Genomic DNA, 25300 nt, shown 5'->3' on the forward strand with positions numbered 1-25300 from the left:
TCTCCTATTTCAACCGCAGTAAAGGCGCGCCCGTGGCGGCCTGCAGTTCTTCAAAACTCAAGCCCGGCGCCATTTCACGCACAGCCAGGCCTTCCGGCGTCACATCCAGTACGGCCAGGTCGGTGTAAATGCGGTTGACGCAGGCCACGCCAGTCAGCGGATAGCTGCACTGGTTGACGATCTTGCTGTCGCCGTTCTTGGTCTGGTGCTCCATCATCACGAACACCTGCTTGGCGCCGATCGCCAGGTCCATCGCGCCGCCGACGGCCGGTATCGCGTCCGGCGCGCCGGTGTGCCAGTTGGCCAGGTCGCCGTTGGCAGCCACCTGGAAGGCGCCAAGCACACACACGTCCAGGTGGCCGCCGCGCATCATGGCGAAGGAGTCGCCGTGGTGGAAGTAGGCGCCGCCCGTCAGCAGCGTGACCGGCTGCTTGCCGGCGTTGATCAGGTCTTCGTCCTCCTCGCCGGGCGCCGGCGCCGGGCCCATGCCAAGCAGGCCGTTCTCGCTGTGCAGGAAGACTTCGCGCTCGGCCGGCAGGTGGTCGGCCACCTTGGTCGGCAGGCCGATGCCCAGGTTGACGTAGGCGCCTTCGGGAATATCCTGCGCCACGCGGGCGGCCATCTGGTCGCGGGTGTATTTGCTGGTCATGCCGATTCCTTCACTACGCGCTGGACAAAAATGCCGGGGGTGACGATCACTTCGGGATCGAGCTCGCCCAGCGCCACCACCTGCTGCACCTGGGCGATGGTGGTCTTGGCGGCCATCGCCATGATGGGGCCGAAGTTGCGGGCCGTCTTGCGGTACACCAGGTTGCCCCAGCGGTCGCCGCGCAGCGCCTTGATCAGCGCGAAATCGGCGTGGATGGGCGACTCCAGCACGTAGTGGCGGCCGTCGATCAGGCGCGTCTCCTTGCCCTCGGCCAGCAGCGTGCCATAGCCGGTGGGCGAGAAGAAACCGCCGATGCCTGCGCCGGCGGCACGTATGCGTTCGGCCAGGTTGCCCTGCGGGGTCAGTTCCAGCTCGATCTCGCCGGCGCGGTAAAGCGCGTCGAAGTGATGGGAGTCGGTCTGGCGCGGGAAGGAGCAGATGATCTTGCGCACCCGCTTGGCCTTGAGCAGCGCGGCCAGCCCGGTCTCGCCGTTGCCGGCGTTGTTGTTGACGATGGTGAGCTCGCGCGCGCCCTGTGCGATCAGCGCGTCGATCAGCGCGGACGGCATGCCGGCGTTGCCGAAGCCGCCGATCATGACCGTCGCGCCGTCGTGGATGTCAGCCACGGCGCGCTCCAGTGATGCAAATGTTTTATCGATCATATGCCTGCCTTTTCGTTTCATTGTGCGGTAATCGAACTAATGATTTATTACCGCACAGCCAGTGTAGCAACGTAAACACGGCACGGTCAACAAAAAAACACCTATCGAACGCGCCGCCTGCATTAAAATCACGCCATGTCCAAGACCACCAAACCCAAAACCCGCGTCGCCGAGGCAGAGCCGGAGCGCGAACCGAGCATCTCCGAACAGATCGACGCGCTGACCGATCCCAGTTTCATGACCTCGCTGGCGCGCGGCCTGGCCGTGGTGCGCGCCTTCAGCGATTCGCGCAAGCCGCAGACCATCGCCAACATCAGCCAGAAAACCGGCATCCCGCGCGCGGCCGTGCGGCGCTGCCTGCACACGCTGCGCGAGCTGGGATATGTGGATGCGGAGTTGAACAATTTTTCGCTGCGTCCCAAGGTGCTCACGCTGGGCTATTCCTACCTGTCGTCGACGCCGTTGACGGTGTCGGCCCAGCCCTACCTGAACAACATCAGCCGCGCCCTGAACGAATCGAGTTCGCTGGCGGTGCTGGATGACGACGAGGTGCTCTATGTGGCGCGCGCCGCCACCTCGCGGGTGATGTCGGTGGCGCTGAACACCGGCAGCCGCCTGCCCGCCTACTGCACCTCGCTGGGCCGCGTGATGCTGGCGTACCTGCCGCCGGCGGAGCTGGACCAGTACCTGGCCCGCACCGCGCTGCGGCCGATGACGGAAAACACGGTGGTCAACCAGAAGCGCCTGCGCGAGATCCTGGCCGGCGTGCGCCAGGCCGGCTACGCCATCAACGACGAGGAACTGGAACTGGGCCTGCGCTCCATCGCCGTGCCGGTGCGCGGCGCCTCCGGCACGGTGCTGGCGGCGCTCAACGTCGGCGCCCAGGCTTCGCGCGTCAGCGTCAAGCAGTTGGAGAAAGAGTTCCTGCCCGTGCTGCTGCGCGGGGCCCAGGAACTCTCGATACTCCTGCCTTAGAAGCTGTGGCGCAGGCCGGCCATGACGCCGTTCTGCGTCATGCCTGCGCCAACCGTGCCGCCGGCGTCCAGGGCCACGGCCGACGTGCCGGAGTTCTTCATGCGGCCCAAGGCGCCATACACGGCGGTGCGTTTGGACAGGTAGTAGGTCAAGCGGGCCACCACCATGTCGACGTCCGAGCTGCTGTTCTTGGTGTCGCGGCGCGCTACCTGCACATCCAGCGTGGAGAACGGCGTCACCGGATAGCTCACACCCAGGAAGTACAGATCCGATTCGGTCAGGCCGGTGACAGCGCGCGTGGTGCGGTCGACAATACCGGCGCCGATCTTGCCCGCACCAACCTTGGCATAGCCGTTGACGGTGATGCGCTTGTCGCTGTTGTCGCTGCTGGTGAGGCCACCGGCTGCGCCGACGTTACCGTACATGATGTCGTAGGAGGTGTTCAGTCCATACTCCGCGGTCTCATAGCCTACCAGGCCAGTGATCTGGCGGCAGGCCTTCGAATTGCCGGCCACTTCGCCTGGGCAGCCCGTGGCGGCGGGACCGCCAGCAGCCGATGCATCGCGCCCGGTGCTGTAGGTGGCGCCGACCACGAAGTTGTTGAAGTTGCCGAGGTAGCCGATGGCGTTGTCGCTGCGGGCGTTCGGCAGGTAGGGATCGATGCTGCCGATCGCGAACAGGTTAGGTCCCAGCACGTCCGCCTTCTGTCCGGCGATGTAGGTCATGTTGATCTGGCGGCCCAGCGTCACCGTACCGAAAGAGCCCTTCAATCCCACCGATGCCTGGCGGCCGAACAGGCGGTTGCCCTGTCCCATGTTACCGGTGTCCATCGACAGGCCCATCTCCAGCGTGAACACCGCCTGCAGGCCGTCGCCCAGGTCCTCGCTGCCGCGGAAGCCCAAGCGCGACGGGAAGGAGCCCGTCAACGACGGCATCTTGGTGATGCTGGCGCCGGCGGCGTTGGCGTTGGTCGTATAAACCAGCCCTGTATCTACAAGGCCGTACACCGTGACGCTGCTTTGCGCCATGGCGCCGGATGCGCTGACCCCAGCCAGCAGCGCCGCAGCGCATCGGATTGCGTTCTTCATTCCAGTCTCCTGTTATCTGACAGTCGTTATTTTTAAGATGTGCGATAATCGAACATTAGGTTGTTAATCGCACATAGATTAGATACTATGCAGGAAGCGCTGCGCTGTCAACAAACGCCGCGTGGCAGAATTGAGTCCATCGCTGCAGCCATATGCCGCGCCGGGCCATTCTTCATAGAGAAAACAGAACGACACTGGAGACCAGCATGACGATTAAAAATTTTGTAGCAATTGCGACACTCGCCGCCAGCGCGTGGTCCGCGATGCCGTTGGCACAGGCCGAAGACACCATCAAGGTCGGCGTGATCGCCGCCTTCTCCGGTCCCTTCGCGGACTACGGCAAGCAGATGGAGGGCGGCATCAAGGCATGGATGGCGCAGAACGGCGCCAGCGTGGGCGGGAAGAAGATCGAAATCATCTACAAGGACACAACCGGCCCCTCGCCCGAAATCGCCAAGCGGCTGGCGCAGGAACTGGTGGTGCGCGACAAGGTGGACTTCCTGGCCGGCTTCGGCCTGACGCCGGAAGCGCTGGCGGTGGCCCCTATCGCCGAGCAGGCGAAGAAGCCGATGATCATCATGAACGCCGCCACCTCGGTCATCACCACCAAGTCCAACTACATCGCGCGCTTTTCGATGACGCTGCCGCAAATCTCCGCGCCCATGGCGACGTGGGCGGCCAAGAACAACATCAAGAAGGTGGTGACGCTGGTGGCGGACTATGGCCCCGGCATCGACGCCGAAGCCGCGTTCAAGAATGAACTGGTCAAAGGCGGTGGCGCGGTGACGGAAGCGATCCGCGTCCCGCTGCGCAATCCGGAATTCGCGCCCTACATCCAGCGCATCAAGGACGCCAAGCCGGACGCGGTGTTCATCTTCGTGCCAGCCGGCGAGCAAGGCATCGCCTTCATGAAAGGCTACCGCGAACGCGGCCTGGCGGCGGCGGGCATCAAGGTCATCGCCACCGGCGACCTGACCGACGACCACGTGCTGCCGGCCATGGGCGACGCCACGCTGGGCGTGATCACCACCTTCCACTACTCGGCCGCACACAAGTCGCCGGAGAACGCCGCCTTCCTGAAGAGTTTTGAGTCGGCCAACCCGGGTGCGGGGCGTCCGAACTTCATGGCCGTGGCGGCGTATGACGGCATGGCGGCGATCTACGAGGTGGCGCGCAAATTGAACGGCAAGATCGACGGCGACCATGCCATGGCCATCCTGAAGACCATGAAGCTCAACAGCCCGCGCGGCCCGATCAGCATCGATCCGCAGACGCGCGACATCGTGCAGACGGTCTACGTGCGCAAGGTCGAAACGGTTGGCAGCGAATTCTATAACGTCGAATTCGACCAGTTCACCAACCAGAAGGACCCGGGCAAGTAGACCGTCCCCCCTTCTACTTGCAGCTGAAGTTGGCGGCGTCCTCGATGCTGCCGCTGCCGTTGTACTTCGCCACCTGCGGATAAGGACACAGTGGGCGGGTGCGCGTGGCGGACCACGACGCTGGCACATCGGCATTGGCGCCACCGGCGTTGCCCGGGCCACGCGCGCTGGCCACAACCCGTTCCGGCGCCTGGCCCTTCTCGACCCAGTTCACCAGAGGCGTCAGCATGTCGAATTGGTCGGTGGCCGGGCCACCGGAACAGTGGTTCATGCCTGGCACCTGATAGTAGCGCGCGAAGCCGGAAGCATCGCCGCCGTTCGCGGTACGCAGGTTGTCATACCAGGCCTTGGTGTCGTCGCTGGAGAAGATCGGATCGCTGGTGCCGTGATACAGCATCATCTTGGCGCCACGATTCTTCACGGTGCTGTAGTCGGTCAGGTGCGGCGGCAGCATGAAGGACATGGCGCTTTCCGTGTAGGTCCCGTCGGTCGCGGCGACTTGCGTCAGCAGAGTGTCGATGCTGGACGACAGCGCGAAGGTGGCGCCGTTAAAGGTCGCCGGGTTCACCGGCGGCACCTTCCAGATCATCGCCACCGCGCCGGAATCCAGCTGCAGAGGGCTGAAGAACTTCCAGAACGCCCAATTGCCGGTGCCCAGGCCCGCGTCGTACGGGAAGCTCGAATAGAACTTGGTCTTGCTGCTGGTGACCGCGCCAGTGAACAGCTGCCCGATCGACGTCTTCTGCGCCGCGCTGAGACAGGTGCCGTCGCGGCCTTGCGCGCCGCAGGACGGCACATCGCGATCCAGGTTGAATGCTGCCTGGCAGGCGCTCGTGTCCTGCACCAGGCCATCCTTGGCGCCATCGAGCGCATCGCATTTATCCAGCACCGCATTGGATACCAACGCGCGTTCCGCCGCCGTGAAGCCGGTCGACAAGTCGCCGGGCGTGCTCGCCAGCGCGGCGTAGGTCTGGCCGCCGGCGATGTTGGCGATGGCCGCCAGCGGCAGGCGGAAGCCCGGATCGCCGACCAGGTAGCCGTCGAACTGGTCGCCGTAGCGGGCCGCTGCCACCATCGTATGACGGCCGCCGTTGGAGCAGCCGCCGAAGTAGGAACGGTCCGGCCCCTTGCCGTAGGCGGTCTGGATCACGCTCTTCGCCATCGGCGCCAGCTTGCCCGAGGCCTGGTAGCCGTAGTCCAGCCGCGCCTGCGGGTCGAGGCCGAACAGCGGCGTCGCCGCGCCGTGGCCCGCGTCGGAGCTGATCACGGCAAAGCCCTGGTTCAACGCATTGTCCAATTGCCCGCCGCCGCCCACGTCGCCGGTCGCCGTGACGACAGCGCCGTCAAGGCCGCCGTTGGCCTGGTAGAAGAAGCGGCCATTCCAGTCCACCGGCAGGCGCATCTCGAAACCGATCGCATAGCTTTGCCCGTCGACCGTGCCGGTGCGCTGGAACATCGATCCCTTCACCAGGCAGTGCGCAGGCACCGGCTTGCCGGCTACCGTCAGCACACCGGCGGCCACCGAGGCCGCGCTGGCGATGGTCGTGTTGGGATAGGAGATGCGGCTGGCCAGGTCGGTGCAGGAGCCGAGCTTACCGGCGCTGGCCGCTGTCAGCTGCGGCAGCGACACAGTTCCATCGGACTTGCTGCCACCGTCGCCACCGCAGGCGCTCAGCGTCACAGCCGACAGGCAAAGCGCCGCCAGCGGCGCGCCCTTCAAGACACGTCGTTCGATCTTCATCGGATATCTCCTTAGTTGGGGCTGACGTCGCGCAGCACGGCGATCGGCTCGTTCACCAGTTTTCCGTTGACCTTCTTCACTTCGCGGATGTACATGTTCTGCACAATGTCGCGGGTGGCGGGGTCGATGCTGATCGGCCCACGCGGGCTATCGCGCTTCATTCCCGCCAGTGCCTGCATGGCCTTGTCGCCGGTGACCGTTCCCCCCAGCTTGCGGACGGTTTCGTAGATCATGCCCATGGTGTCGTAGGCTGCCACGGTGACGAAGGTGGCGGGCGGCCGGGTTGGATTGGCCTGTGCGTAGGCTTTCAGGAAGGCCTTGTTGACGTCATTGTCCAGGGTTGGCGCGTAGTTCAGCACCGTCACCGCGCCCAGCGCGCGGTCGCCCAGCGCTTCCAGCGTCGGCGTCTCGCTGGTCATGTCGCCCACGCCGAGGAACTTGATGCCCGCCTTGTCCAGGCCCTTGTCGCTGAAGGCTTTCAGCAGGCCGATGCCGTCCTCCACGCCGGGGGCGAAGAAGAACAGCGCGTCCGGTTTTTCATCCTTGATACGCTGGATGAACGGGGAGTAGTCGGGATTTGCGAGCGGAGCGCGGGCCGAACCCACCACCTTGCCGCCGCCGGCGTTGAACTCCTTGGTGAAGCGCGCCTCCGCATCCAGCCCGGTGCTGTAGTCGCTGACCAGCGTATAGACCTTGCCGATCTTGTTCTTCGCCGTCCAGGTGCCGAAAGGCCCGGTCATCTGGTGCATCGTCATACTGGTGCGCAGCATGTACGGCGACTTGGCGGTGATGCCGTTGGTAACGGCGTTCATCACGATCATCGGCATCTTGGCCTGGGTGGCGATGGGCGCCACCGCCATGGCGCTCGGCGTGAGCGAGAAGCCGATCAGGAAGCTCACGCGTTCCCGCGTGATCAGCTCCTGCGCCGCCCTTTTGGACTGGTCGACATTGGTGCCGCCGTCATCGCGATAGATGATTTCGATCTTCCGGCCGGCCACCTGGTCGCCGAATTGCTGCATATAGGTCTTGATGCCGTCCTCGAACGGCTTGCCGGTATTGGCAAACGGCCCGGTGAGCGCGGCGATGACGCCGATGCGGATCGGCTCCTGGGCCTGGGCCGCGCCGGCGGCCAATGCGGTGAACAATACGGCGGTAATCACACTGCGTTTCATCGTGTCTCCTCGATGGATGGTGTTGAGATAATTAGTTATGTTTTATAATGATTATAGACTATACGCATTTTCGGGAGATTGCAAGCATCGGGATGGCCCGGAAGCCGCTTCTTTGCTAGAATCCGAACATGACAACGCAGCCCAAGAAAAAGAAGATTGAACTCATCGACGCCGTCCAGGAGGCGGCCGAGCAGCCGCTGGACCAGCGTGTGCTGCAGGATCTGGTGGGCTATAACTGCCGCCGTGCCTACATCCGCATCATGCCGCTGTTCGAGAAGCGCATGGCGAAGTACGAGCTGCGGCCGGTGGATTTCAGCGTTCTGAGTCTGCTCAAGGCCAATCCCAACATCAACCAGAAGCGCTTGTCGGCGGCGGTGAATGTGTCCCCGCCCAACCTCGCCATCCTGCTCGACAAGCTGCAGGACCGTGGGCTGCTGCTGCGCCAACGCAGTCCGCTGGACCGGCGTTCGCAAACGCTGGTGCTCACGCCCGCAGGCCTGAGCATGTGCACCAAGGCGGAGAAGACCGCCAGCGAACTGGAAGTGGATGCGACGGCCAGGCTGACCGACGCCGAGCGCGCGCAGCTCATCGAGCTTCTGCAGAAGATCTACCTGGAGTGAGCGGGCGTCAGCCCTGCTGCAGCTTCTTCATGCGGTAGGAGAGCTGCGGCCGCGTCAGGCCCAGCATGCGCGCCGCCGCCGACAGGTTGCCGTCCGCGCGCTTCACCGCCGCCAGTATCAGCGTGCTTTCCAGATGGTCCAGCGACCAGTTCTGCTCCTGGCCCTGTTCCGCGGCCTGCTGCCGCAGCATCCCGGGCAGCACGTCCAGCAAGGCGCCTGCGGGCGCCGCCGGCACCTCGTGGCTGGTCAGGCGCCCGGTCTGCGCCAGCGAGAAGTATGAGGTCTGCGATTCCTCGCCGCTGGTGAACAGATGCGGCAGATCGATAGGACCGTCCTCGTCGGCGTAGATGACACCCCGCTCCACCAGGTTTTGCAGCTCGCGGATATTCCCCGGGAAGTGGTAGTTGAGCAGCGCATCGACCGCGCGCGCCGTGAAGCCGGTCACGCGGCGCTGGTGCTTTTGCCCGTAGTGGCGCATGAAGTAACCCATCAACAGCGGGATGTCGTCGCGCCGGTCGCGCAGCGGCGGCAGCCGGATGGGGAACACGTTCAGGCGGAAGAACAGGTCTTCGCGGAAGCGTCCCTGGCGGATCTCCTCGCGCAAATCGACATTGGTGGCCGCCACCAGCCGCACGTCCACCTTCACGCTGCGCACGCCCCCTACCCGCTCGATCTCGCCCTCCTGCAAGGCGCGCAGCAGCTTCCCCTGCGCCACCAGGCTAAGCGTGCCTATCTCGTCGAGGAACAGCGTGCCGCCGGAGGCGCGCTCGAAGCGGCCGGGCCGCGACTGGCTGGCGCCGGTGAAGGCGCCGCGCTCCACGCCAAACAGTTCGGATTCGATCAGCGTCTCGGGAATCGCCGCGCAGTTCACGGCCACGAAAGGCTGCTCCTTGCGGGCGCCGATCTGGTGCAGCATATACGCGAACAGCTCCTTGCCCACGCCCGACTCGCCTGTGAACAGCACCGTGGCGGCGGTCGGCGCCACGCGCTTGAGCATGTGGCAGGCCGCGTTGAACGCCGACGACACGCCCACCATTTCCTTCTCTCCGTATGAACGTCCATCGTCGCCGGGCAGCGGCGCGGCCTGCTGGTGCTGGCCCGGTCCACTGTAGGCGGTGGTGCTGACGAACGATTCCGCATTCAGGAAGCGCAGGTCTTCTTCCACGTTGTCCCACTCGTCGGCAGGCTTGCCGATAAGGCGGCAGTGCTTGTGGCCCATCGACGTGCATTCGATTTCGCGGTAGATGGTCAGCCGTCCGATCATCGCGCTGGTATAGCCGATGGCGTAGCCGGTCTGCATCCAGCATGCCGGCTCGGTGCCGATGCCAAAATCGGCCGCGTGCACCTCGGCTTCGCTGGAGTGGTGCCACAGGAATTCGCCATGGTAGGTGCCGCGTTCGAAGTCGAATTCGAAATGCAGCGGCTCGACCTTCACTGCGCCTTCCAGCGAATGCATGCGCGGGCCGGCGGCGAACAGCGAACCCGGTTCGGCGTCCGGCCAGCGTTCGCGCAGCAACTGCGCGTCGCGCGCCCCAGCCGAATAGCCTACCCGCGTGAGCAGGCCGCGCGTGCGTTCCGGGCCTATGCTCTCCAGCAGCTCGCGCCGCAGCGCGCCGAGCGAGGTGATATGCAGCAGCTGCATGCGCTGGCCGTTGAGCCAGATGCGGCCATCGCCGGGCGAGAAGTGCAGGCTTTGCGTCAGGTCGTCCAGCGTGGGCGCCGCGCCGGCCTTCAGGTGCTGGCTGTCGCCATGCTGCAGCACCTTGCCGCTAACGCGCGACATCTCCGCCAGCGATACGCGAGGGGGTTTGCTCATGTCTCCACTTTCATCGTCTTTTACCAAATCATACATCGGCAGTTCTCCTATTTGATCATTTCATCAATCGCCGGTGTCTCTTCTTTTTTGCTGCACTGCGCTGCGCGCGCCCTTTAAAAACGGGCGCTACGCCCAGCGAAGGCGCCGCATGGTGCGCCGCAATAGCGACGCCGCGCGACGAGCTGGCACACAACTTGTAATAGCTAAGGCAAGAGCGGCAAGCAGACCTTCATGCAACTAGCGTGCTAACAGCGTGCACCGAGGCTGACTTCCCCACCACCCATCATTCAAAGGAGACAGCATGACCAACGCGAATGCGCTTTTACGTCCATCGATCTGGCAAGGCCGCATCTTCACCGGCGACTGGATCGCCAGCCATGGCGGCGTCCATACCTTCACCGAACCGGCAACAGGCGAACAACTGGGCCGCATCGGCCTGGCCGACGCCGACGACGTGGCGCGCTCCGCCACGCAAGCCCGCGCCGCGCAGGCCGCGTGGGCCGCCAGCGACTACAAGGAACGCGCCGCCATCTTCCGCCGCGCCGCAGCCGTCATCGCCGAACATCACGACGAACTGGCGACATGGATCGTGCGCGAGACCGGCGCAATCCGCCCCAAGGCCGACCTGGAGCTGCGCGAAGCCAGCGCCCACCTGCAGGAAGCGGCCTCCATGCTCACCCAGCCCAAGGGCCAGTTGCTGGCCTCCGCCAGCGGCCAGATGAGCATCGCCCGGCGCATGCCGCACGGCGTGGTCGGCGTGATCTCGCCGTTCAACTTCCCGCTGATCCTGTCGATCCGCTCGATCGCTCCGGCGCTGGCCACCGGTAACGCCGTGGTGCACAAGCCGGACCTGCAGACGCCCGTCAGCGGCGGCGTCCTGATCGCCCGCATCTTCGAAGAAGCCGGCCTGCCCAAAGGCGTGCTGCATGTGCTGCCCGGCGGCGCCGAAGCGGGACAGGCGATGTGCAGCCATCCCGACATCGCCATGATCGCCTTCACCGGATCGACTGCCGTCGGCCGCAGCATCGGCGAACTGGCGGGCCGCAACCTGAAGAAGATGTCGCTGGAACTGGGCGGCAAAAACTCGCTGATCATCCTCGATGATGCCGATCCCGATATCGCCGCCGCTAACGTGGCTTGGGGCGCTTATCTGCACCAGGGACAGATCTGCATGGCATCCGGCCGCATCCTGCTCCAGCGCGGCATCGCCGCAGCCGTCATCGAACGCCTGGTGGCCAAGGCCGGCCAGCTGCCGGTGGGTGATCCGATGAGCGGCAAGGTGGCGCTTGGGCCGCTGATCAACGCCCGCCAAGTGCAGCGCGTGCACAGCATCGTGCAGGACAGCGTGGCCGCCGGCGCTACCCTGCTGGCCGGCGGCACCTACGAAAACCAGTTCTACCAGCCCACCGTGTTGACCGGCGTGCGCCCCGGCATGCGCTGCTTCGAGGAAGAGCTGTTCGGCCCCGTGGCCTCGGTCACCGTGTTCGACACCGACCAGGAAGCCATCGCGCTGGCCTCCGCCACCACCGGCTGCCTGGCGCTGGGCGTGATCACGCCGACGCTGGCGCGCGCCATGTTCATCGTCGACCGCGTGCCGGCCGGCCACGCCCACATCAACGACCAGACGGTGCTGGCCGAAGCGCACGCGCCGTTCGGCGGCGGCGGCACCTCGGGCAACGGCGGCCGCCACGGCGGCAGCGCCGACTGGGACGAATTCACCCAATGGCAGTGGCTCACGGTGAAGACCGAAGCGCCGCGCTATCCCTTCTAACAACTACAAGGAGATCGTATGAAGTTACGTAACAAGACCATCGTCGTCACCGGCGCCGCATCCGGCATCGGCGCGGAAGTGGCGCGCCTGGCGCGCTTCGAAGGCGCCACCGTGATCGGCATGGACCGCACCGAACCTGGACTGACGCTGGACGGCTTTATCTCCGTCGACCTGGGCCAGACCGCCAGCATCGACGCCGCCGTCGCCCAGTTGCCGGAACGCGTGGATGCGTTGTGCAATATCGCCGGCGTGCCCGGCACCGCCGATCCCGCGCTGCTGGCACGGGTCAACTACCTCGGCCTGCGCCACCTGACCGAGGCTGTGCTGCCGCGCATGCCGGCCGGCGGCTCCATCGTCAACGTCGCCTCCATCCTGGGTGCGGAATGGCCGGAACGGCTGGAACTGCACAAGCAGCTGGCCGCCGTGCGTGGCTTCACCGAAGGCCAGGCATGGCTGGACGCGCATCCCGTCCCGGCCGACACCTGCTACCAGTACTTCAAGGAGGCGCTGATCGTCTGGACCTATGCCCAGTCACAGAAGTGGTTCATGCAGCACTCGGTACGCATGAACAGCGTGGCGCCGGGTCCCGTATTCACGCCCATCCTGGGCGACTTCGTCTCCATGCTGGGCGAGGAACGCGTGCAGCGCGACGCCCACCGCATGAAGCGCCCTGCCTACGCCGACGAAGTGGCCGCCGCCATCAGCTTCCTGTGCAGCGACGAATCGCGCTGGATCAGCGGCATCAACCTGCCCGTGGATGGAGGACTGGCTTCGACCTTTATCTGATGCGTGCATCCGCCCGGCCGCGCGTGAGCGGCCATACAACTATAACGAGGAGATAAACCATGCAAGCGAACAAACGCCTGAGTCCAACCCTGTTGGCATTGGCCGTGGCGGCCGCACTGCCGGCCGCCCACGCATACGAATTCGAGACCGCCAATCCCGAGCTCAAGATCAGCTGGAACAACACCTTCAAGTACAGCGGCGCCTACCGCCTCAAGGACGCCGATTCGCGCCTGCTGGCGGGCGGTTATCCGGCAGCCGGCCCCGCCGACTTCACCGGCTATAACATCGACGACGGCAACCAGAACTTCCGCCGCAAGGGCATCGTCTCCAGCCGCATCGATTGGTTGTCCGAGTTCGACGCCGGTACCCGCAACCTGGGCATGCGCATCAGCGCCGCCGCCTGGTACGACGCCTCCTACAACCGTAGCAACGACAACGCCTCCTACGCCAGCAACGCCGCCACGCTGACCGGCAAGGCCGGCAACGAGTTCACCGACGGCACCCGTCTGCTCCACGGCCGCAACGCCGAGCTGCTGGACGCCTTCGTCTTCGCCAAGGGTTCCTTGGGCGAGCTGCCCGGCACCGTGCGCGTGGGCCGCCACACGCTGCAATACGGCGAGAGCCTGTTCTTCGGCGCCAACGGTATCGCCAACGCGCAGGGACCGGTCGACCTGGTCAAACTGCTCAGCGTTCCGGGCGCGCAGTTCAAGGAGATCCTGCGGCCGGTCAACCAGGTCTCGGGCCAGCTGCAAGTGCTGCCGAATGTGTCGATCGGCGGCTACTACCAGTTCGAATGGCGGCCAACGCAAATCCCCGGCGTCGGCAGCTACCTCAGTTCCTACGATGCGGCGGGCGCCGGCAGCAGCGCCTTCCTGGTCGCGCCGACCAACAGCGGCGCGCCAGCCTTCTACACGCAGCCGGACATGAAGGCCAGGAACTCCGGCCAGGGCGGCATACAGGTCAAGTTCTCGCCTGCCGGCTCCGACGTCGAATACGGCTTCTACGCGGCGCGCTACCACGACAAGACGCCCTACTTCTACCTGGGCTTCGCGCCGGGATTCCCGCCAGGCGCGCCATCGACCGTGCGCGCCGTGTACGCGGAAGGCATCCGCACCTTCGGCGCCAGCGCCAGCACCGTGCTGCTGGGCGCGAACGTGGCGGCCGAGGTTTCGGTACGCCGCAATACGCCGCTGGTCAGCGACCCGACGCCCAATTTCCTGTCGCGCGCCGGTGCCGGCGTCTTTGCCGACAACAGCGGCAATCCGGCCTACGCGGTCGGCAACACGGCCCACGTCAACCTGTCCGCGATCTATGTGATGCCAACCAATCCGTTCTTCCAGGGCGCCTCGCTGCTGGGCGAACTGGCGTGGAACCGCGCCACCAGCGTCACCTGGCAAGGCTCGCTCGATCCCAACACCACGCGCGACGCCACCTCGGCGCGCGTGATCTTCGAGCCGTCCTACTACCAGGTGATCGATGGCCTCGACCTGTCGGTCCCCATCGGCGTCGGCTACAACATCGACGGCCGTTCGCGCGCAGTGTTCAACTTCAACGGCGGCAGCTCGCACGGCGGCGACTTCAATATCGGGGTCAACGCCACGTATCACCAGGACTGGAAGTTCGGCATCAGCTACGTGCGCTTCCTCGGCGGCAGCGGCACCTTCCTGAAGAACAATCCGGCCACCAATACGCCCATCCTGAGCTACGCCCAGTCGCTGGCGGACCGCGATTACATCTCCTTCAACATCAAACGCGCATTCTAAGGACAAAACTATAATGAAGACGACCCTGACTTTTGCCGCCGCCGCGCTGTCGATGGCTTTCGCCCTGCCGCACGCCGGCGCCGCCGTCACCGCCGACGAAGCGGCCAAGCTGCACTCCACCCTGACCCCGCTCGGTGCCGAGAAAGCCGGCAACAAAGACGGCACGATTCCGGCCTGGGATGGCGTCTACGCCAAGGTTCCCGCCGGCTTCAAGCCCGGCGACTTCCGCGCCGATCCCTTCGCCACCGAGAAGCCGACGCTGGCCATCACCGGCAAGAATGTCGACCAGTACGCGGCCAAGCTGTCCGCCGCCACCGTGGCGCTGCTGAAGAAGTATCCGAACTACCGCATCGACGTTTATCCGACCCACCGCACCGGCGGCGCGCCGGCTTGGGTGTACGAGAACACCTTCAAAAATGCCACCCGCGCCAAGTCCATCGACGGCGGTTTCGGCGTGGAAGGTGCGTTTGGCGGCATTCCGTTCCCGATTCCGAAGACCGGCTACGAGGCCATGATGAACCACCGCCTGGCGTGGACCGGCGAGACCACCGTATTCCCGCTGCGGACCACCATCGTCACGCCGGACGGCAAGCGCGCCACCGCCACCGAGGCTGAACAGACCATCATGCGGCCTTACTACTTCAAGGACGGCAGCCTGGAAAAATTCGACGGCATCTACCAGTTCGGCCGCCTGATCACGCGCGCGCCGGCGTCCAAGGCCGGCGAAGGCATCCTGGTCCACGACGGCATCAGCGACGCGCAGCCACGCGCCATCTGGCAGTACCTGGTGGGCCAGCGCCGCGTGCGGCGCGCGCCGTCCGTGTCCTACGATACGCCGGACTCGGTCACCTCCGGCATCGGCCTGTTCGACGAGGCGTTCATGCTGTTCGGCCCTATCGACCATCACGAACTCAAATTGATCGGCAAGAAGGAGATGTACATCCCGTATAACAACAACCGCGCCGCCTCTGCCAAGATCAGCGACCTGGTTGGCCCGCAGTTCCTTAATCCGGACCTGGTGCGGTGGGAGCTGCATCGCGTGTGGGAAGTGGAGGCCAGCCTGATGCCGGGAAAACGCCACGTCGTCACCAAGCGCCGCTACTACCTGGATGAAGACACCTGGCAGATCATCATGGTGGATGGCTACGACGCGCAAGGCCAGATCTGGCGCGGCAACTACACGCTAACGCTGCTGGCGCCGGACGTGCCGGCCGTGGTGGGTAACGTCATGTGGGGCACGTACAACGTACAGACCGGCGCTTATCTGCTGAACGAGGCTTCCAACGATCTCGCCACGCAGTACAAGACCATCCCGCGCCTGCCGGCCAGCTATTTCGGTCCCGAGGAACTGGCCAACCAAGGCTCGCGTTAAGTGAAGGGGCGTTCGATGAACATTCTGAATCCACACGCGGCCCGCCATGCGGTGCTAGGAGCGTTCTTTGCTTCGTCGTGCGCGCTGGCGCAGGCAACCGCTCCGGTGGCGCTGAAGCAACCGGCCCTGGTCACGCCCAAGGCGCTGAACGCGGCCATGCTGGCCATCGCCGCCGCCGGCCAGCGGCTGGTGGCGGCCGGTGAGCGCGGCACCATCCTGTATTCGGACGATGCCGGCGTCACCTGGCGCCAGGCCAGTGTGCCGGTCGGCGTGAGCCTGACGGCATTGCAGTTCGTCGACGCCAAACGAGGATGGGCGGTCGGCCATCAGGGCGTGGTCCTGCACAGCGCCGATGGCGGCGCCACTTGGACCAAGCAGCTGGACGGCATCCAGGCCGCAGCGCTGGCGTTGCGGGCGGCGGCCGATGTCGCCGGCCCGGAACAGGCCCGCGCACTGGCGGACGCCCAGCACCTGGTGGACGACGGCCCGGACAAGCCCTTCCTCGACCTGTACTTCGACACCCTGCGCAGCGGCTATGTGCTGGGCGCCTACAACCTGCTGTTCAAGACCGCCGACGGCGGCGCCACCTGGCAGCCATGGCAGCAGCACGTCGTCAATCCCAAGGGCCTGCACCTGTACGGCATGCGCGGCGCCGGCGGTGCGCTTTATCTGGTTGGCGAACAAGGCCTGCTGCTACGCTCCACCGACCAGGGAGCCAGCTTCAACGCCCTCGCCACGCCGTACAAGGGCAGCTATTTCGGGCTGCTGGCCACACGCGGCGGCGCGCTGCTGGCCTACGGCTTGCGCGGCAACGCCTACTGGTCCGGCGACCAGGGCGCCAGCTGGAGCAAGGTCGAAACCGGCGTCCAGGCATCGCTGGCCGGCGGCGCCGAACTGGCCGACGGCACGCTGGTTCTGGTCAGCCAAGGCGGCGACGTGCTGCTCAGCCGCGACCAGGGCCGAAGCTTCGTCGCGCAAACCGACGGCGCACTGCCGCCCGCCCTGCCGCTGGCCGCCGTCGCCCAAGCCCGCGACGGCGCGTTGGTGGTGGCCGGGCTGCGCGGCCTGCGCCGGGTCGCCTCGGCCGCAGCGCCGCGCTAGCGCCCTTCCCCTACATACGAATATGGCTGGAACATCATGCACACAGATCAAGACTTAGAACAACAGCCGGTGGTACGGCGGCTGGAGGATTTCGACACCGGCTCGGGCAACCTGGGCGAGCGCGCGCTGTTCAACCACCGGCCGCTGGTCATCCTGCTTTGCCTGTTGGCGACCATCCTGCTGGGCTACCAGGCCACGCGCATCAAGCTCAATGCCAGCTTCGAGAAAATGATCCCCAGCGCCCACCCCTACGTGGTCAACTACCTGGCCAATAAGGCCGACCTGAATGGACTGGGCAACTCGGTGCGCATCGCCGTCGAAGCGGGCGGCGGCACCATCTATGACCGCGCCTATCTCGATACCCTGCAACGCCTGAACGACGAACTGTTCCTGCTGCCCGGCGTGGACCGGCCCTTCATGAAATCGCTGTGGACACCCAGCACGCGCTGGGCAGCCGTCACCGAGGAAGGACTGGACGGCGGCACCGTCATCCCGGACGGCTACGACGGTTCGGCCGCCAGCCTGGCGCAGTTGCGCGCCAACGTCGCCCGCTCAGGCGAGATTGGCCAGCTGGTGGCGGCGGACTTCAAGTCCAGCATCGTCTTCGTGCCGCTGCTGGAGCAGAATCCGCAGACCGGCCAGGCGCTCGACTACGGCGCCTTGTCGGAACGGCTGGAACAGATCCGCGCCAAGTACCAGAAGGAAGGCGTGCGCATACACATCACCGGTTTCGCCAAGATCGTCGGTGACCTGATCGAAGGCCTGCAACAGGTACTGATGTTCTTCCTGCTGGCGATCGCCATCGCCGGCGGGGTGCTGTTCTGGTACACGCGCTGCTGGCGCAGCACCACGCTGGTGGTCGTGTGCTCGCTGATCGCGGTGCTGTGGCAGTGCGGCCTGCTGGCCACCTTGCACTACGAGCTCGATCCCTACTCGGTGCTGGTGCCGTTCCTGGTGTTCGCCATCGGCATGAGCCACGGCGCGCAGAAGATGAACGGCATCATGCAGGACGTGGGCCGCGGCACGCATCGCGTGGTGGCGGCGCGCTACACCTTCCGCCGCCTGTTCGCGGCGGGCCTCACCGCGCTGCTGTGCGACGCGGTCGGCTTCGCGGTGCTGGTCAGCATTCGCATCAAGGTGATCCAGGATCTCGCCATCATCGCCAGCATCGGCGTGGCGGTGCTGATCTTCACCAACCTGGTGCTGCTGCCGGTGCTGCTGTCCTACACCGGCGTGAGCGCCAAGGCCGCGGCGCGCAGCCTGCAGGCCGATAGCGGCGAAGGCTCGGCCCAGCCCTGGCTGTGGGTCTTCCTTGACCGCTTCACCCAGCGCCGCTGGGCCGCCATTACGGTAGCCGCCAGCGTGCTGCTGGGCGGCCTTGGCTACCTGTATAGCCTTAACCTGAAGGTCGGCGACCTCGATCCCGGCGCACCGGAACTGCGGGCCGATTCGCGCTACAACCGCGACAACGGCTTCATGGTCGCCAACTACGCGGCCAGTTCCGACATCCTGGTGGTGATGATCAAGACCGCGCCCGACCAGTGCACCCGCTACGCCACGCTGGCCAGCGTGGACGCGCTGGCGTGGCAGTTGGAGCAGCTGCCCGGCGTCGACTCCACCAACTCGATGGCGGCACTGAGCAAACTCGCCACCACCGGCTACAACGAAGGCAACTTCAAATGGTACGACCTGATCCCCAACGCCGGCGCGCTGGGTGCGGTGCAGACCCGCGCGCCGCGCGAGCTGTTCAACCAGAGCTGCTCGCTGCTGTCGCTGTACGTCTACCTGAAGGACCACAAGGCCGCCACGCTCACCCGTGTGGTCGACGCGGTCGAAGCCTTCGCCGCGGCCAACGATACGCCGGAGGTACAGTTCCAGCTGGCCGCCGGTAGCGCCGGCATCGAGGCCGCGACCAACATCGTCGTCAAGCAGGCCATGCACGACATGCTGTTCTGGGTCTACGGCGCGGTGATCCTGCTGTGCTACGCCACCTTCCGCAGCTGGCGCGCCGTGGTGGTAGCCATCCTGCCACTGGTGCTCACGTCCATCCTGTGCGAGGTGCTGATGGTGGTATTGGGTATGGGCGTCAAGGTCGCCACGCTGCCGGTGATCGCGCTCGGCGTGGGCATCGGCGTGGACTACGCGCTGTACGTGCTCAGCGTGATGCTGACCCGCATGCGGGCGGGCGCCAGCCTGTCCGACGCCTACCTGCACGCGCTGCGCTTCACCGGCCGCGTGGTGATCCTGACCGGCGTGACGCTGGCCGTGGCAGTGGCCACCTGGCTGTTCTCGCCGATCAAATTCCAGGCCGACATGGGCATCCTGCTGGCCTTCATGTTCCTTTGGAATATGGTCGGCGCGCTGGTACTGGTGCCGGCGCTGGCGCACTTCCTGATGCCGCAAAGGACCGCGCACAACGAAGCGCCGCAACCCGATGCCGCGATCCCCGCCGCCGATTCTCGGCGCCATACCGCGCTGGGCGATGTAGTGGGCCGCACCGACCGTCACCACACCCACGCCTGGCTCGGCATCCCCTTCGCCCAGCCGCCGGTTGGCCCGCTGCGCTGGAAGGCCCCGCGTCCGCCGCAGCCATGGAAGGGCGTACGCGAGGCGCTGGCCTTCGGCCGCCCGGCGCTGCAACTTGGCGGCGTCACGCTCGAACTGCCACCGGCGGTATGGGGCCAGGTGGCCGGTTCCGAGGACTGCCTGACGCTGAACGTGTTCGCGCCGCAGCTGACGCCTGACCAGGCCCGGGCTGCCGCGCTGCCGGTGATGTTCTGGATCCACGGCGGCGCCAACACCGCCGGCACCGCAGCCACTTACACCACGCTGCGCAACCTGGCCGGCCAGGACAAGGTGATCGTGATATCGGCCAATTACCGGCTCGGCATCCTCGGCTGGTTCAGCCTCGAAGAACTGGCGCAGGAAGGCGACACTCCCGCCGACCGCTCCGGCAATTTCGGCACGCTGGACCTGGTCGCGGCGTTGCAATGGGTACGCCAGCACATCGGAGCTTTCGGTGGCGATCCCGATAATGTCACGGTGTTTGGCGAATCGGCCGGCGGCCTGAATGCCTACACGCTGCTGGCCAGCCCCCTGGCCAAGGGACTGTTCCACCGCGCCATCCTGCAATCGCCGCTGGCGGTCAGCTACTCGCCGGCGCAGGCCCGCAACTATACGGACGACGTCCAACCAGGCCACGCCCTCAGCTCCCGCGAGCTGCTGTGCCGATGGCTGCAGCGCGACGGCCGCGCCGCCGACCGCAATGCCGCCAAGGCGCTGATCGCGACCATGCCGGCCGCCGACATCGCCACCTACGTACGCGGCCTGCCCGCCGAAACGCTGCTCGCGCCCATCACGCCCGGTGCGCTCAGCTTCTACGATGCGCCCTGCGTGATCCAGGACGGCCACGTGCTGCCGGCCATGCCGCTGGCCGAGGTGTTCGCCGACCGTAGCCGCTACAACGCGGTGCCGGTCATCATCGGCACCAACCGCGACGAGTACAAGCTGTTCATGTCCAACAATCCCGACTACGTGCGGATGCTGTTCGGCCAAATACCCTTGATGCGCGACCGCGCCCGCTACCAGCGCCATGCCGCCTACATGTCCGCCTTGTGGCAGGCCACCGGCGCGCTGGAGCCGGCCAGCGCGATGGTGGCCTCGGGCCACCGCGACGTGTGGACCTACCGCTTCGACTGGGACGAGCAACCCGCCGTTCCGTTCATCGCGCCGCGCGTGCTGCTGGGCGCCGCGCACGTGCTGGACGTGGCCTTCGTATTCCGCGATCTCGAAGGCGAATTCGATCCGTTCCGCTCCTTCACCGCCGCCAACCTGCCCGGCCGCAAGGAGGTCTCCGACGCCATGGCCGGCTACTGGACCCACTTCGCCCGCCACGGCGAACCGGGCACCGGCCCGGCCGGCGCGCTGCCTGAATGGCTGCGCTGGAGCGGCGACGCCAGTGACCACCGCCTGATGGTGTTCGACACCAGCGCCGGCGGCGGCACCCGCATGGTGGCCCACGAAAACAGCCTGGCCACACTGAAGGCCGCGCTGGAACGCGACCAGGCGCTGCGTGGCGATCCGCGCGAACGCTGCGAACTTTACGGCCGCATGTTCCTGTGGTCGATCTTCGGCGGCTTCGAAGCGCCGCATGCGCTGGAGGACTACGCCCGCACCCACGGCTACACCGGCCCGACCGGCCAGCTGCGTCCCAGCTACTGGCCATGAGCATGAGCGCCAGCAAAGGCTTCTTCCAGGCCTATGACGACTTATGGCTGCTCGACGGCCTGCGCACGCCGATGGCCGACTACTGCGGCGCCTTCAGCCACATCTCGCCCACGGACCTCGGCATCAAGGCCGCACGCGCGGTGCTGCGGCGCAGCGGCGTGCCGGCCGCCGACATCGACTCGGTCATCACCGGCAGCATGGCGCCGGGCGACTGTCACCAGTACATGCTGGCCCGTCATATCGGCCTGTACGCGGGCGTGCCGCTGACGGTGCCGGCGCTGAACGTGCAGCGCATCTGCGGCACCGGCTTCGAATTGTTCCGCCAGGCCGGCGACCAGATCGCGCTGGGTTACGCCGACACGGTGCTGGTGGTGGGCACCGAATCGATGACGCGCAACCCGATCGCCGCCTTCGGCCACCGCAGCGGCTTCAAGTTGGGCGCGCAGGTCGGCTTCGAGGATTTCCTGTGGGAGGCGCTGACCGATCCCGCGCCCGGCATCACCATGCCGCAGACCGCCGAGAACCTGGCACGCCAGTACGGCATCACACGCGCCGAGGTGGATAAATTCGCCGCACTGTCCCACGCCCGCGCGCTCGACGCCAGGAACGCCGGCTTCCACGCAGGAGAGACCGTGGCCGTCGCCAACGAGACCTTCACGCTGGACGGCTATGCCGACCGCCACATCCGGCTGAACGGCGCGCTGACCGAACTGGCACAGGACACCCATCCGCGCATCTCGCCGCCGTCGGTGCTGGCCACCCTGCGGCCACTCTACCCACACGGCGTGCAGACCGGCGGCAACAGCTGCGCGCTGGCCGACGGCGCGGCGGCCGCCATTGTCAGCTCCGGCGCCTACGCGATGGCCGGCGGGCACCGGGCGCAGGCGCGCATCGTGGCCGCCGCGGTGGTCGGCGTGCCGCCGGAGGTGATGGGCATCGGTCCCGCACCGGCGATCCGCCTGCTGCTGGACCGCTGCGGCCTGGGCGTGCCGCAAATCGGCCTGTTTGAAATTAACGAAGCGCAGGGCGCGCAGATCATCGCGGTCGAACGAGAATTGAAACTGGACCGGGATCGCCTCAATATCCACGGCGGCGCGATCGCGCTGGGACATCCGCTGGCGGCGACCGGCGTGCGCCTGACGATCACGCTGGCGCGCGCGCTCGACCTGCGGCGCCAGCGCTACGGCGTGGCGGCGGCCTGCATCGGCGGCGGCCAGGGCATCGCCCTGCTGCTGGAGAATGCGCGCTGGCGGCAGTTACAGAACGATGGCGCTCAATGAGCGCAGCAGCAGCCGCAGTTGCGCATGCAGTTCGCCGCGCTGGTCCGGCCCCAGTTCGGCCAGCATGGCGCGCTCCAGTTCCGCCACGGCGGCATCGCCCTGGCGCAGCAAGGCGCTGCCCTCGGCGCTCAGGCGCAGATGGATGATGCGGCCATGGTTGGCGTCGGCCTGGCGTTCGATCCAGCCGCGCGCCTCCATCGCCTTGACCATCTCGTTGGCCGACTGCGGCGAGATCATCGAGCGCTCGGCCAGCTGCGCGTTGGACAGCTGCTGTTGCGTGTCCAGCACCGACAGCGCCGTGTACTGCGCGGCCGTCATGCCCAGCAATCCCAGGCTGTCGCGCAGGCGCCGGCTCAGCACATGGTCGATGCGGCCGATCAGGTAGGCGATGCCGCTGGGTTTATCGTGCGTGGCGGCGGGCGGTTGTTTTTTCATCGTGGTCCAGGTGTTCAAAAAAAGCGTTCGAAAAGCGCTTGCATTACAGGCCAAGCAGCATATATTATAAGACACGTATCAGGCAACCTGATATTAACCTAACATAGAGTGAGACCGAAATGAGCCAATACGACAAGCGCTGGACCACCGTCAAAGTCGACATCACCGGCGGCATCGCCTGGGTGACCCTGAACCGTCCGGAAAAGCGCAACGCCATGAGCCCAACGCTGAACCGCGAGATGATCGACGTGCTGGAAACCCTGGAGCAGGATCCGGAGGCCGAAGTGCTGGTGCTGACCGGCGCGGGCGACAGCTGGACCGCCGGCATGGACCTGAAGGAGTACTTCCGCGAGAACGACGGCAAGCCGGAGATCTACCAGGAGAAGCTGCGCCGCGATTGCTCGCAATGGCAGTGGAAGCTGCTGCGCATGTACAGCAAGCCGACCATCGCCATGGTCAACGGCTGGTGCTTCGGCGGCGCCTTCTCGCCGCTGGTGGCCTGCGACCTGGCCATCTCCGCCGACGAAGCCGTGTACGGCCTCTCGGAGATCAACTGGGGCATCCCGCCCGGTAACCTGGTCAGCAAGGCGGTCGCCGACACCATGGGCCACCGTCAGGCGCTACACTACATAATGACCGGCGACACCTTCACCGGCAAGGAAGCGGCGGCCATGGGCCTGGTGAACAAGAGCGTGCCGCTGGCGCAGCTGCGCGAAGCCACCATCGAACTGGCCGAGAAGCTGCTGGCCAAGTCGCCGACGGTGCTGCGCATCGCCAAGAACGGTTTCAAACGCTGCCGCGAACTGACCTGGGAGCAGAATGAAGACTACCTGTACGCCAAAGTCGATCAATCCAACTTCCGCGACCCGGAAAAGGGCCGCGCCCAGGGCCTCAAGCAGTTCCTGGACGATAAGACCATCAAACCAGGCCTGCAGACCTACAAGCGCGCATAAGACGCACAACGCAGCCCGACGCCACAAAATAACACAGGAGATACGCCATGCTTGAAGCCCGTTTGCTGATCGGAGGCCTGGACCAGGCCTCATCCACCGGCGCCACTTACCAGCGCCTCAACCCGGCCACCGGCGACACCGCCTCGGTGGCCGCCGCCGCCACGCTGGACGATGCCGATGCCGCCGTCGCCGCCGCGCACGCGGCCTTCCCCGGCTGGTCCGCCACCGCGCCCAACGAACGCCGTCGCCTGCTGCTCAAGGCGGCCGACTGCCTGCAGGCGCGCGCGCCCGAGTTCATCGCGGCCGGCGTGGCCGAAGCGGGCGGCGTGGCCGGATGGTACGGCTTCAATGTGATGCTGGCGTCCTCCATGCTGCGCGAGGCGGCCTCGCTCACCACCCAGATCGCCGGCGAAGTGATTCCATCCGACGTGCCGGGCCTGATGGCGATGGGCATGCGCCAGGCCTGCGGCGTGGTGCTCGGCATCGCGCCGTGGAACGCGCCGGTGATCCTTGGCACGCGCGCCATCGCCACGCCTCTGGCCTGCGGCAACACGGTGGTGCTCAAGTCGTCCGAGATCTGCCCCGCCCTGCACCGCCTGATCGGCAAGGTGTTCGAGGATGCCGGCTTCCCGGCCGGCGTGGTCAACGTGATCAGCAACGCGCCGCAGGACGCCGCCGCCGTGGTGGCGCGCCTGATCGCCAATCCGGCCGTCAAGCGCATCAACTTCACCGGTTCCACCAAGGTGGGCCGCATCATCGCCCAGCAGGCCGCGCAGCATCTGAAGCCGGTGGTGCTGGAATTGGGCGGCAAGAATCCGCTGCTGGTGCTGGACGACGCCGACCTCGATGAGGCGGTCCAGGCTGCGGCCTTCGGCTCCTTCTTCAACCAGGGCCAGATCTGCATGTCCACCGACCGCATCATCGTCGACAACAAGGTGGCCGACGCCTTCGTCGAAAAACTGCGCGTCAAGACCGCCGGCCTGCGCGCCGGCAGACCGGGCGAGGAAGGCGCCGTATTGGGCGGCATGGTCGACGCCTCGGCCGCCGGCCGCGTGGCAGGCATGATCGCCGACGCCGAAGCCAAGGGCGCGAAGCTGGTCTGCGGCAGCGCGGACCGCGACGGCAACGTGCTGCAAGCGGCCATCATCGACCACATCACGCCGGACATGGCGGTGTACCAGGAAGAGTCGTTCGGTCCCATCGTCGGCATCATCCGCGTCGACGGCGACGAAGCGGCGCTGGCCGAGGCCAACGCCAGCGAATACGGCCTGTCCGCCGCCATCTTCAGCCGCGACATCGGCCGCGCCATGGCGCTGGCGCGCCGCGTGGAATCGGGCATCTGCCACATCAACAGCTCCACCGTGGCCGACGAGGCGCAGATGCCGTTCGGCGGCGTCAAGGCCAGCGGCTACGGGCGATTCGGCGGCAAGGCCGGCATCGCCGAATTCACGGACCTGCGCTGGATCACCATCCAGAGCGGCCACCGCCACTACCCGGTGTGATGAGG

Annotated in this window: 19 protein-coding genes; 12 read left to right on the top strand and 7 right to left on the bottom strand. The window is 66.1% G+C overall.

Features of this window, described 5'->3' with window-relative positions; translation table 11 throughout:
• Positions 1-4: 4 nt before the first annotated feature.
• A complete protein-coding gene (locus GTP90_RS14055; protein WP_161084136.1) occupies positions 5-649 on the bottom strand; it encodes a CoA transferase subunit B in 645 nt (214 codons plus the stop codon).
• Positions 646-1311 (bottom strand): 3-oxoacid CoA-transferase subunit A, encoded by a 666-nt coding sequence (locus tag GTP90_RS14060; protein WP_161084137.1) that lies wholly within the window; start codon positions 1309-1311, stop codon positions 646-648. The genes GTP90_RS14055 and GTP90_RS14060 overlap by 4 nt, the downstream gene beginning before the upstream one ends.
• Positions 1312-1446: 135 nt before the next feature.
• On the opposite strand from GTP90_RS14060, the gene GTP90_RS14065 reads away from it, so the two are divergent.
• A complete protein-coding gene (locus GTP90_RS14065) occupies positions 1447-2286 on the top strand; it encodes an IclR family transcriptional regulator domain-containing protein (RefSeq protein ID WP_161084138.1) in 840 nt (279 codons plus the stop codon).
• Here the strand turns inward: GTP90_RS14065 and GTP90_RS14070 are convergent.
• The gene (locus tag GTP90_RS14070; protein WP_161084139.1) at positions 2283-3374 is read right to left on the bottom strand and encodes a porin; all 1092 of its coding nucleotides are present in this window, start codon (positions 3372-3374) and stop codon (positions 2283-2285) included. The genes GTP90_RS14065 and GTP90_RS14070 overlap by 4 nt on opposite strands.
• 206 nt (positions 3375-3580) lie before the next feature.
• Here GTP90_RS14070 and GTP90_RS14075 point away from each other — a divergent pair, with 206 nt between their 5' ends.
• The gene (locus GTP90_RS14075) at positions 3581-4756 is read left to right on the top strand and encodes an ABC transporter substrate-binding protein (RefSeq protein WP_161084140.1); all 1176 of its coding nucleotides are present in this window, start codon (positions 3581-3583) and stop codon (positions 4754-4756) included.
• Positions 4757-4769: 13 nt separating this feature from the next.
• Here GTP90_RS14075 and GTP90_RS14080 read toward each other — a convergent pair whose 3' ends face one another.
• Positions 4770-6497, bottom strand: a complete 1728-nt coding sequence (locus GTP90_RS14080) for a tannase/feruloyl esterase family alpha/beta hydrolase (protein ID WP_161084141.1) — start codon at positions 6495-6497, stop codon at positions 4770-4772.
• 11 nt (positions 6498-6508) lie between these two features.
• Positions 6509-7669, bottom strand: a complete 1161-nt coding sequence (locus GTP90_RS14085; RefSeq protein ID WP_161084142.1) for an ABC transporter substrate-binding protein — start codon at positions 7667-7669, stop codon at positions 6509-6511.
• A 128-nt stretch (positions 7670-7797) separates the two neighbouring features.
• Between GTP90_RS14085 and GTP90_RS14090 the strand changes: the two genes are divergently transcribed.
• Positions 7798-8289: a MarR family winged helix-turn-helix transcriptional regulator gene (locus tag GTP90_RS14090; protein ID WP_161084143.1), complete on the top strand. Its 492-nt coding sequence runs from the start codon at positions 7798-7800 to the stop codon at positions 8287-8289.
• A gap of 7 nt (positions 8290-8296) precedes the next feature.
• On the opposite strand, the gene GTP90_RS14095 is transcribed toward GTP90_RS14090, so the two are convergent.
• Complete coding sequence (locus GTP90_RS14095; protein ID WP_161084144.1) at positions 8297-10105, bottom strand: sigma-54-dependent Fis family transcriptional regulator; 1809 nt, start codon at positions 10103-10105, stop codon at positions 8297-8299.
• Positions 10106-10406: 301 nt separating this feature from the next.
• On the opposite strand from GTP90_RS14095, the gene GTP90_RS14100 reads away from it, so the two are divergent.
• The 7 genes from GTP90_RS14100 to GTP90_RS14130 are packed head-to-tail and all read left to right on the top strand — an operon-like array spanning position 10407 to position 22405.
• Complete coding sequence (locus GTP90_RS14100) at positions 10407-11876, top strand: benzaldehyde dehydrogenase (RefSeq protein ID WP_161084145.1); 1470 nt, start codon at positions 10407-10409, stop codon at positions 11874-11876.
• Between the two features lie 18 nt (positions 11877-11894).
• Positions 11895-12662, top strand: coding sequence for a coniferyl-alcohol dehydrogenase (locus tag GTP90_RS14105; protein ID WP_161084146.1), 768 nt, complete (start codon positions 11895-11897; stop codon positions 12660-12662).
• Between the two features lie 59 nt (positions 12663-12721).
• Entirely contained in the window at positions 12722-14425 is a 1704-nt protein-coding gene (locus tag GTP90_RS14110; RefSeq protein ID WP_161084147.1) for a DUF1302 domain-containing protein, read from the top strand.
• A gap of 13 nt (positions 14426-14438) precedes the next feature.
• Positions 14439-15797, top strand: a complete 1359-nt coding sequence (locus GTP90_RS14115) for a DUF1329 domain-containing protein (RefSeq protein ID WP_161084148.1) — start codon at positions 14439-14441, stop codon at positions 15795-15797.
• 15 nt (positions 15798-15812) lie between these two features.
• Positions 15813-16898 (top strand): WD40/YVTN/BNR-like repeat-containing protein, encoded by a 1086-nt coding sequence (locus GTP90_RS14120; protein WP_161084149.1) that lies wholly within the window; start codon positions 15813-15815, stop codon positions 16896-16898.
• 36 nt (positions 16899-16934) lie between these two features.
• Positions 16935-21125, top strand: coding sequence for a carboxylesterase family protein (locus tag GTP90_RS37585; RefSeq protein WP_161084150.1), 4191 nt, complete (start codon positions 16935-16937; stop codon positions 21123-21125).
• Complete coding sequence (locus tag GTP90_RS14130; protein WP_161084151.1) at positions 21122-22405, top strand: thiolase family protein; 1284 nt, start codon at positions 21122-21124, stop codon at positions 22403-22405. The genes GTP90_RS37585 and GTP90_RS14130 overlap by 4 nt, the downstream gene beginning before the upstream one ends.
• Here the strand turns inward: GTP90_RS14130 and GTP90_RS14135 are convergent.
• A complete protein-coding gene (locus GTP90_RS14135) occupies positions 22382-22840 on the bottom strand; it encodes a MarR family winged helix-turn-helix transcriptional regulator (RefSeq protein WP_161084152.1) in 459 nt (152 codons plus the stop codon). The genes GTP90_RS14130 and GTP90_RS14135 overlap by 24 nt on opposite strands.
• A gap of 119 nt (positions 22841-22959) precedes the next feature.
• Here GTP90_RS14135 and GTP90_RS14140 point away from each other — a divergent pair, with 119 nt between their 5' ends.
• A complete protein-coding gene (locus GTP90_RS14140) occupies positions 22960-23793 on the top strand; it encodes a p-hydroxycinnamoyl CoA hydratase/lyase (protein ID WP_161084153.1) in 834 nt (277 codons plus the stop codon).
• Positions 23794-23840: 47 nt separating this feature from the next.
• A complete protein-coding gene (locus GTP90_RS14145) occupies positions 23841-25295 on the top strand; it encodes an aldehyde dehydrogenase (protein WP_161084154.1) in 1455 nt (484 codons plus the stop codon).
• Positions 25296-25300: the final 5 nt, after the last annotated feature.

Origin of the sequence: Duganella vulcania (assembly GCF_009857655.1) — a bacterium.
Taxonomy (GTDB): Bacteria; Pseudomonadota; Gammaproteobacteria; order Burkholderiales; family Burkholderiaceae_D; genus Rugamonas; species Rugamonas vulcania.

Coding starts and splice junctions, on each gene's coding strand:
- GTP90_RS14090 (WP_161084143.1), top strand. CDS start 7,798: ATGACAACGCAGCCCAAGAAAAAGAAGATTGAACTCATCGACGCCGTC.
- GTP90_RS14085 (WP_161084142.1), bottom strand. CDS start 7,669: ATGAAACGCAGTGTGATTACCGCCGTATTGTTCACCGCATTGGCCGCC.
- GTP90_RS14115 (WP_161084148.1), top strand. CDS start 14,439: ATGAAGACGACCCTGACTTTTGCCGCCGCCGCGCTGTCGATGGCTTTC.
- GTP90_RS14135 (WP_161084152.1), bottom strand. CDS start 22,840: ATGAAAAAACAACCGCCCGCCGCCACGCACGATAAACCCAGCGGCATC.
- GTP90_RS14110 (WP_161084147.1), top strand. CDS start 12,722: ATGCAAGCGAACAAACGCCTGAGTCCAACCCTGTTGGCATTGGCCGTG.
- GTP90_RS14140 (WP_161084153.1), top strand. CDS start 22,960: ATGAGCCAATACGACAAGCGCTGGACCACCGTCAAAGTCGACATCACC.
- GTP90_RS14100 (WP_161084145.1), top strand. CDS start 10,407: ATGACCAACGCGAATGCGCTTTTACGTCCATCGATCTGGCAAGGCCGC.
- GTP90_RS14060 (WP_161084137.1), bottom strand. CDS start 1,311: ATGATCGATAAAACATTTGCATCACTGGAGCGCGCCGTGGCTGACATC.
- GTP90_RS14055 (WP_161084136.1), bottom strand. CDS start 649: ATGACCAGCAAATACACCCGCGACCAGATGGCCGCCCGCGTGGCGCAG.
- GTP90_RS37585 (WP_161084150.1), top strand. CDS start 16,935: ATGCACACAGATCAAGACTTAGAACAACAGCCGGTGGTACGGCGGCTG.
- GTP90_RS14080 (WP_161084141.1), bottom strand. CDS start 6,497: ATGAAGATCGAACGACGTGTCTTGAAGGGCGCGCCGCTGGCGGCGCTT.
- GTP90_RS14065 (WP_161084138.1), top strand. CDS start 1,447: ATGTCCAAGACCACCAAACCCAAAACCCGCGTCGCCGAGGCAGAGCCG.
- GTP90_RS14095 (WP_161084144.1), bottom strand. CDS start 10,105: ATGAGCAAACCCCCTCGCGTATCGCTGGCGGAGATGTCGCGCGTTAGC.
- GTP90_RS14075 (WP_161084140.1), top strand. CDS start 3,581: ATGACGATTAAAAATTTTGTAGCAATTGCGACACTCGCCGCCAGCGCG.
- GTP90_RS14120 (WP_161084149.1), top strand. CDS start 15,813: ATGAACATTCTGAATCCACACGCGGCCCGCCATGCGGTGCTAGGAGCG.
- GTP90_RS14105 (WP_161084146.1), top strand. CDS start 11,895: ATGAAGTTACGTAACAAGACCATCGTCGTCACCGGCGCCGCATCCGGC.
- GTP90_RS14130 (WP_161084151.1), top strand. CDS start 21,122: ATGAGCATGAGCGCCAGCAAAGGCTTCTTCCAGGCCTATGACGACTTA.
- GTP90_RS14070 (WP_161084139.1), bottom strand. CDS start 3,374: ATGAAGAACGCAATCCGATGCGCTGCGGCGCTGCTGGCTGGGGTCAGC.
- GTP90_RS14145 (WP_161084154.1), top strand. CDS start 23,841: ATGCTTGAAGCCCGTTTGCTGATCGGAGGCCTGGACCAGGCCTCATCC.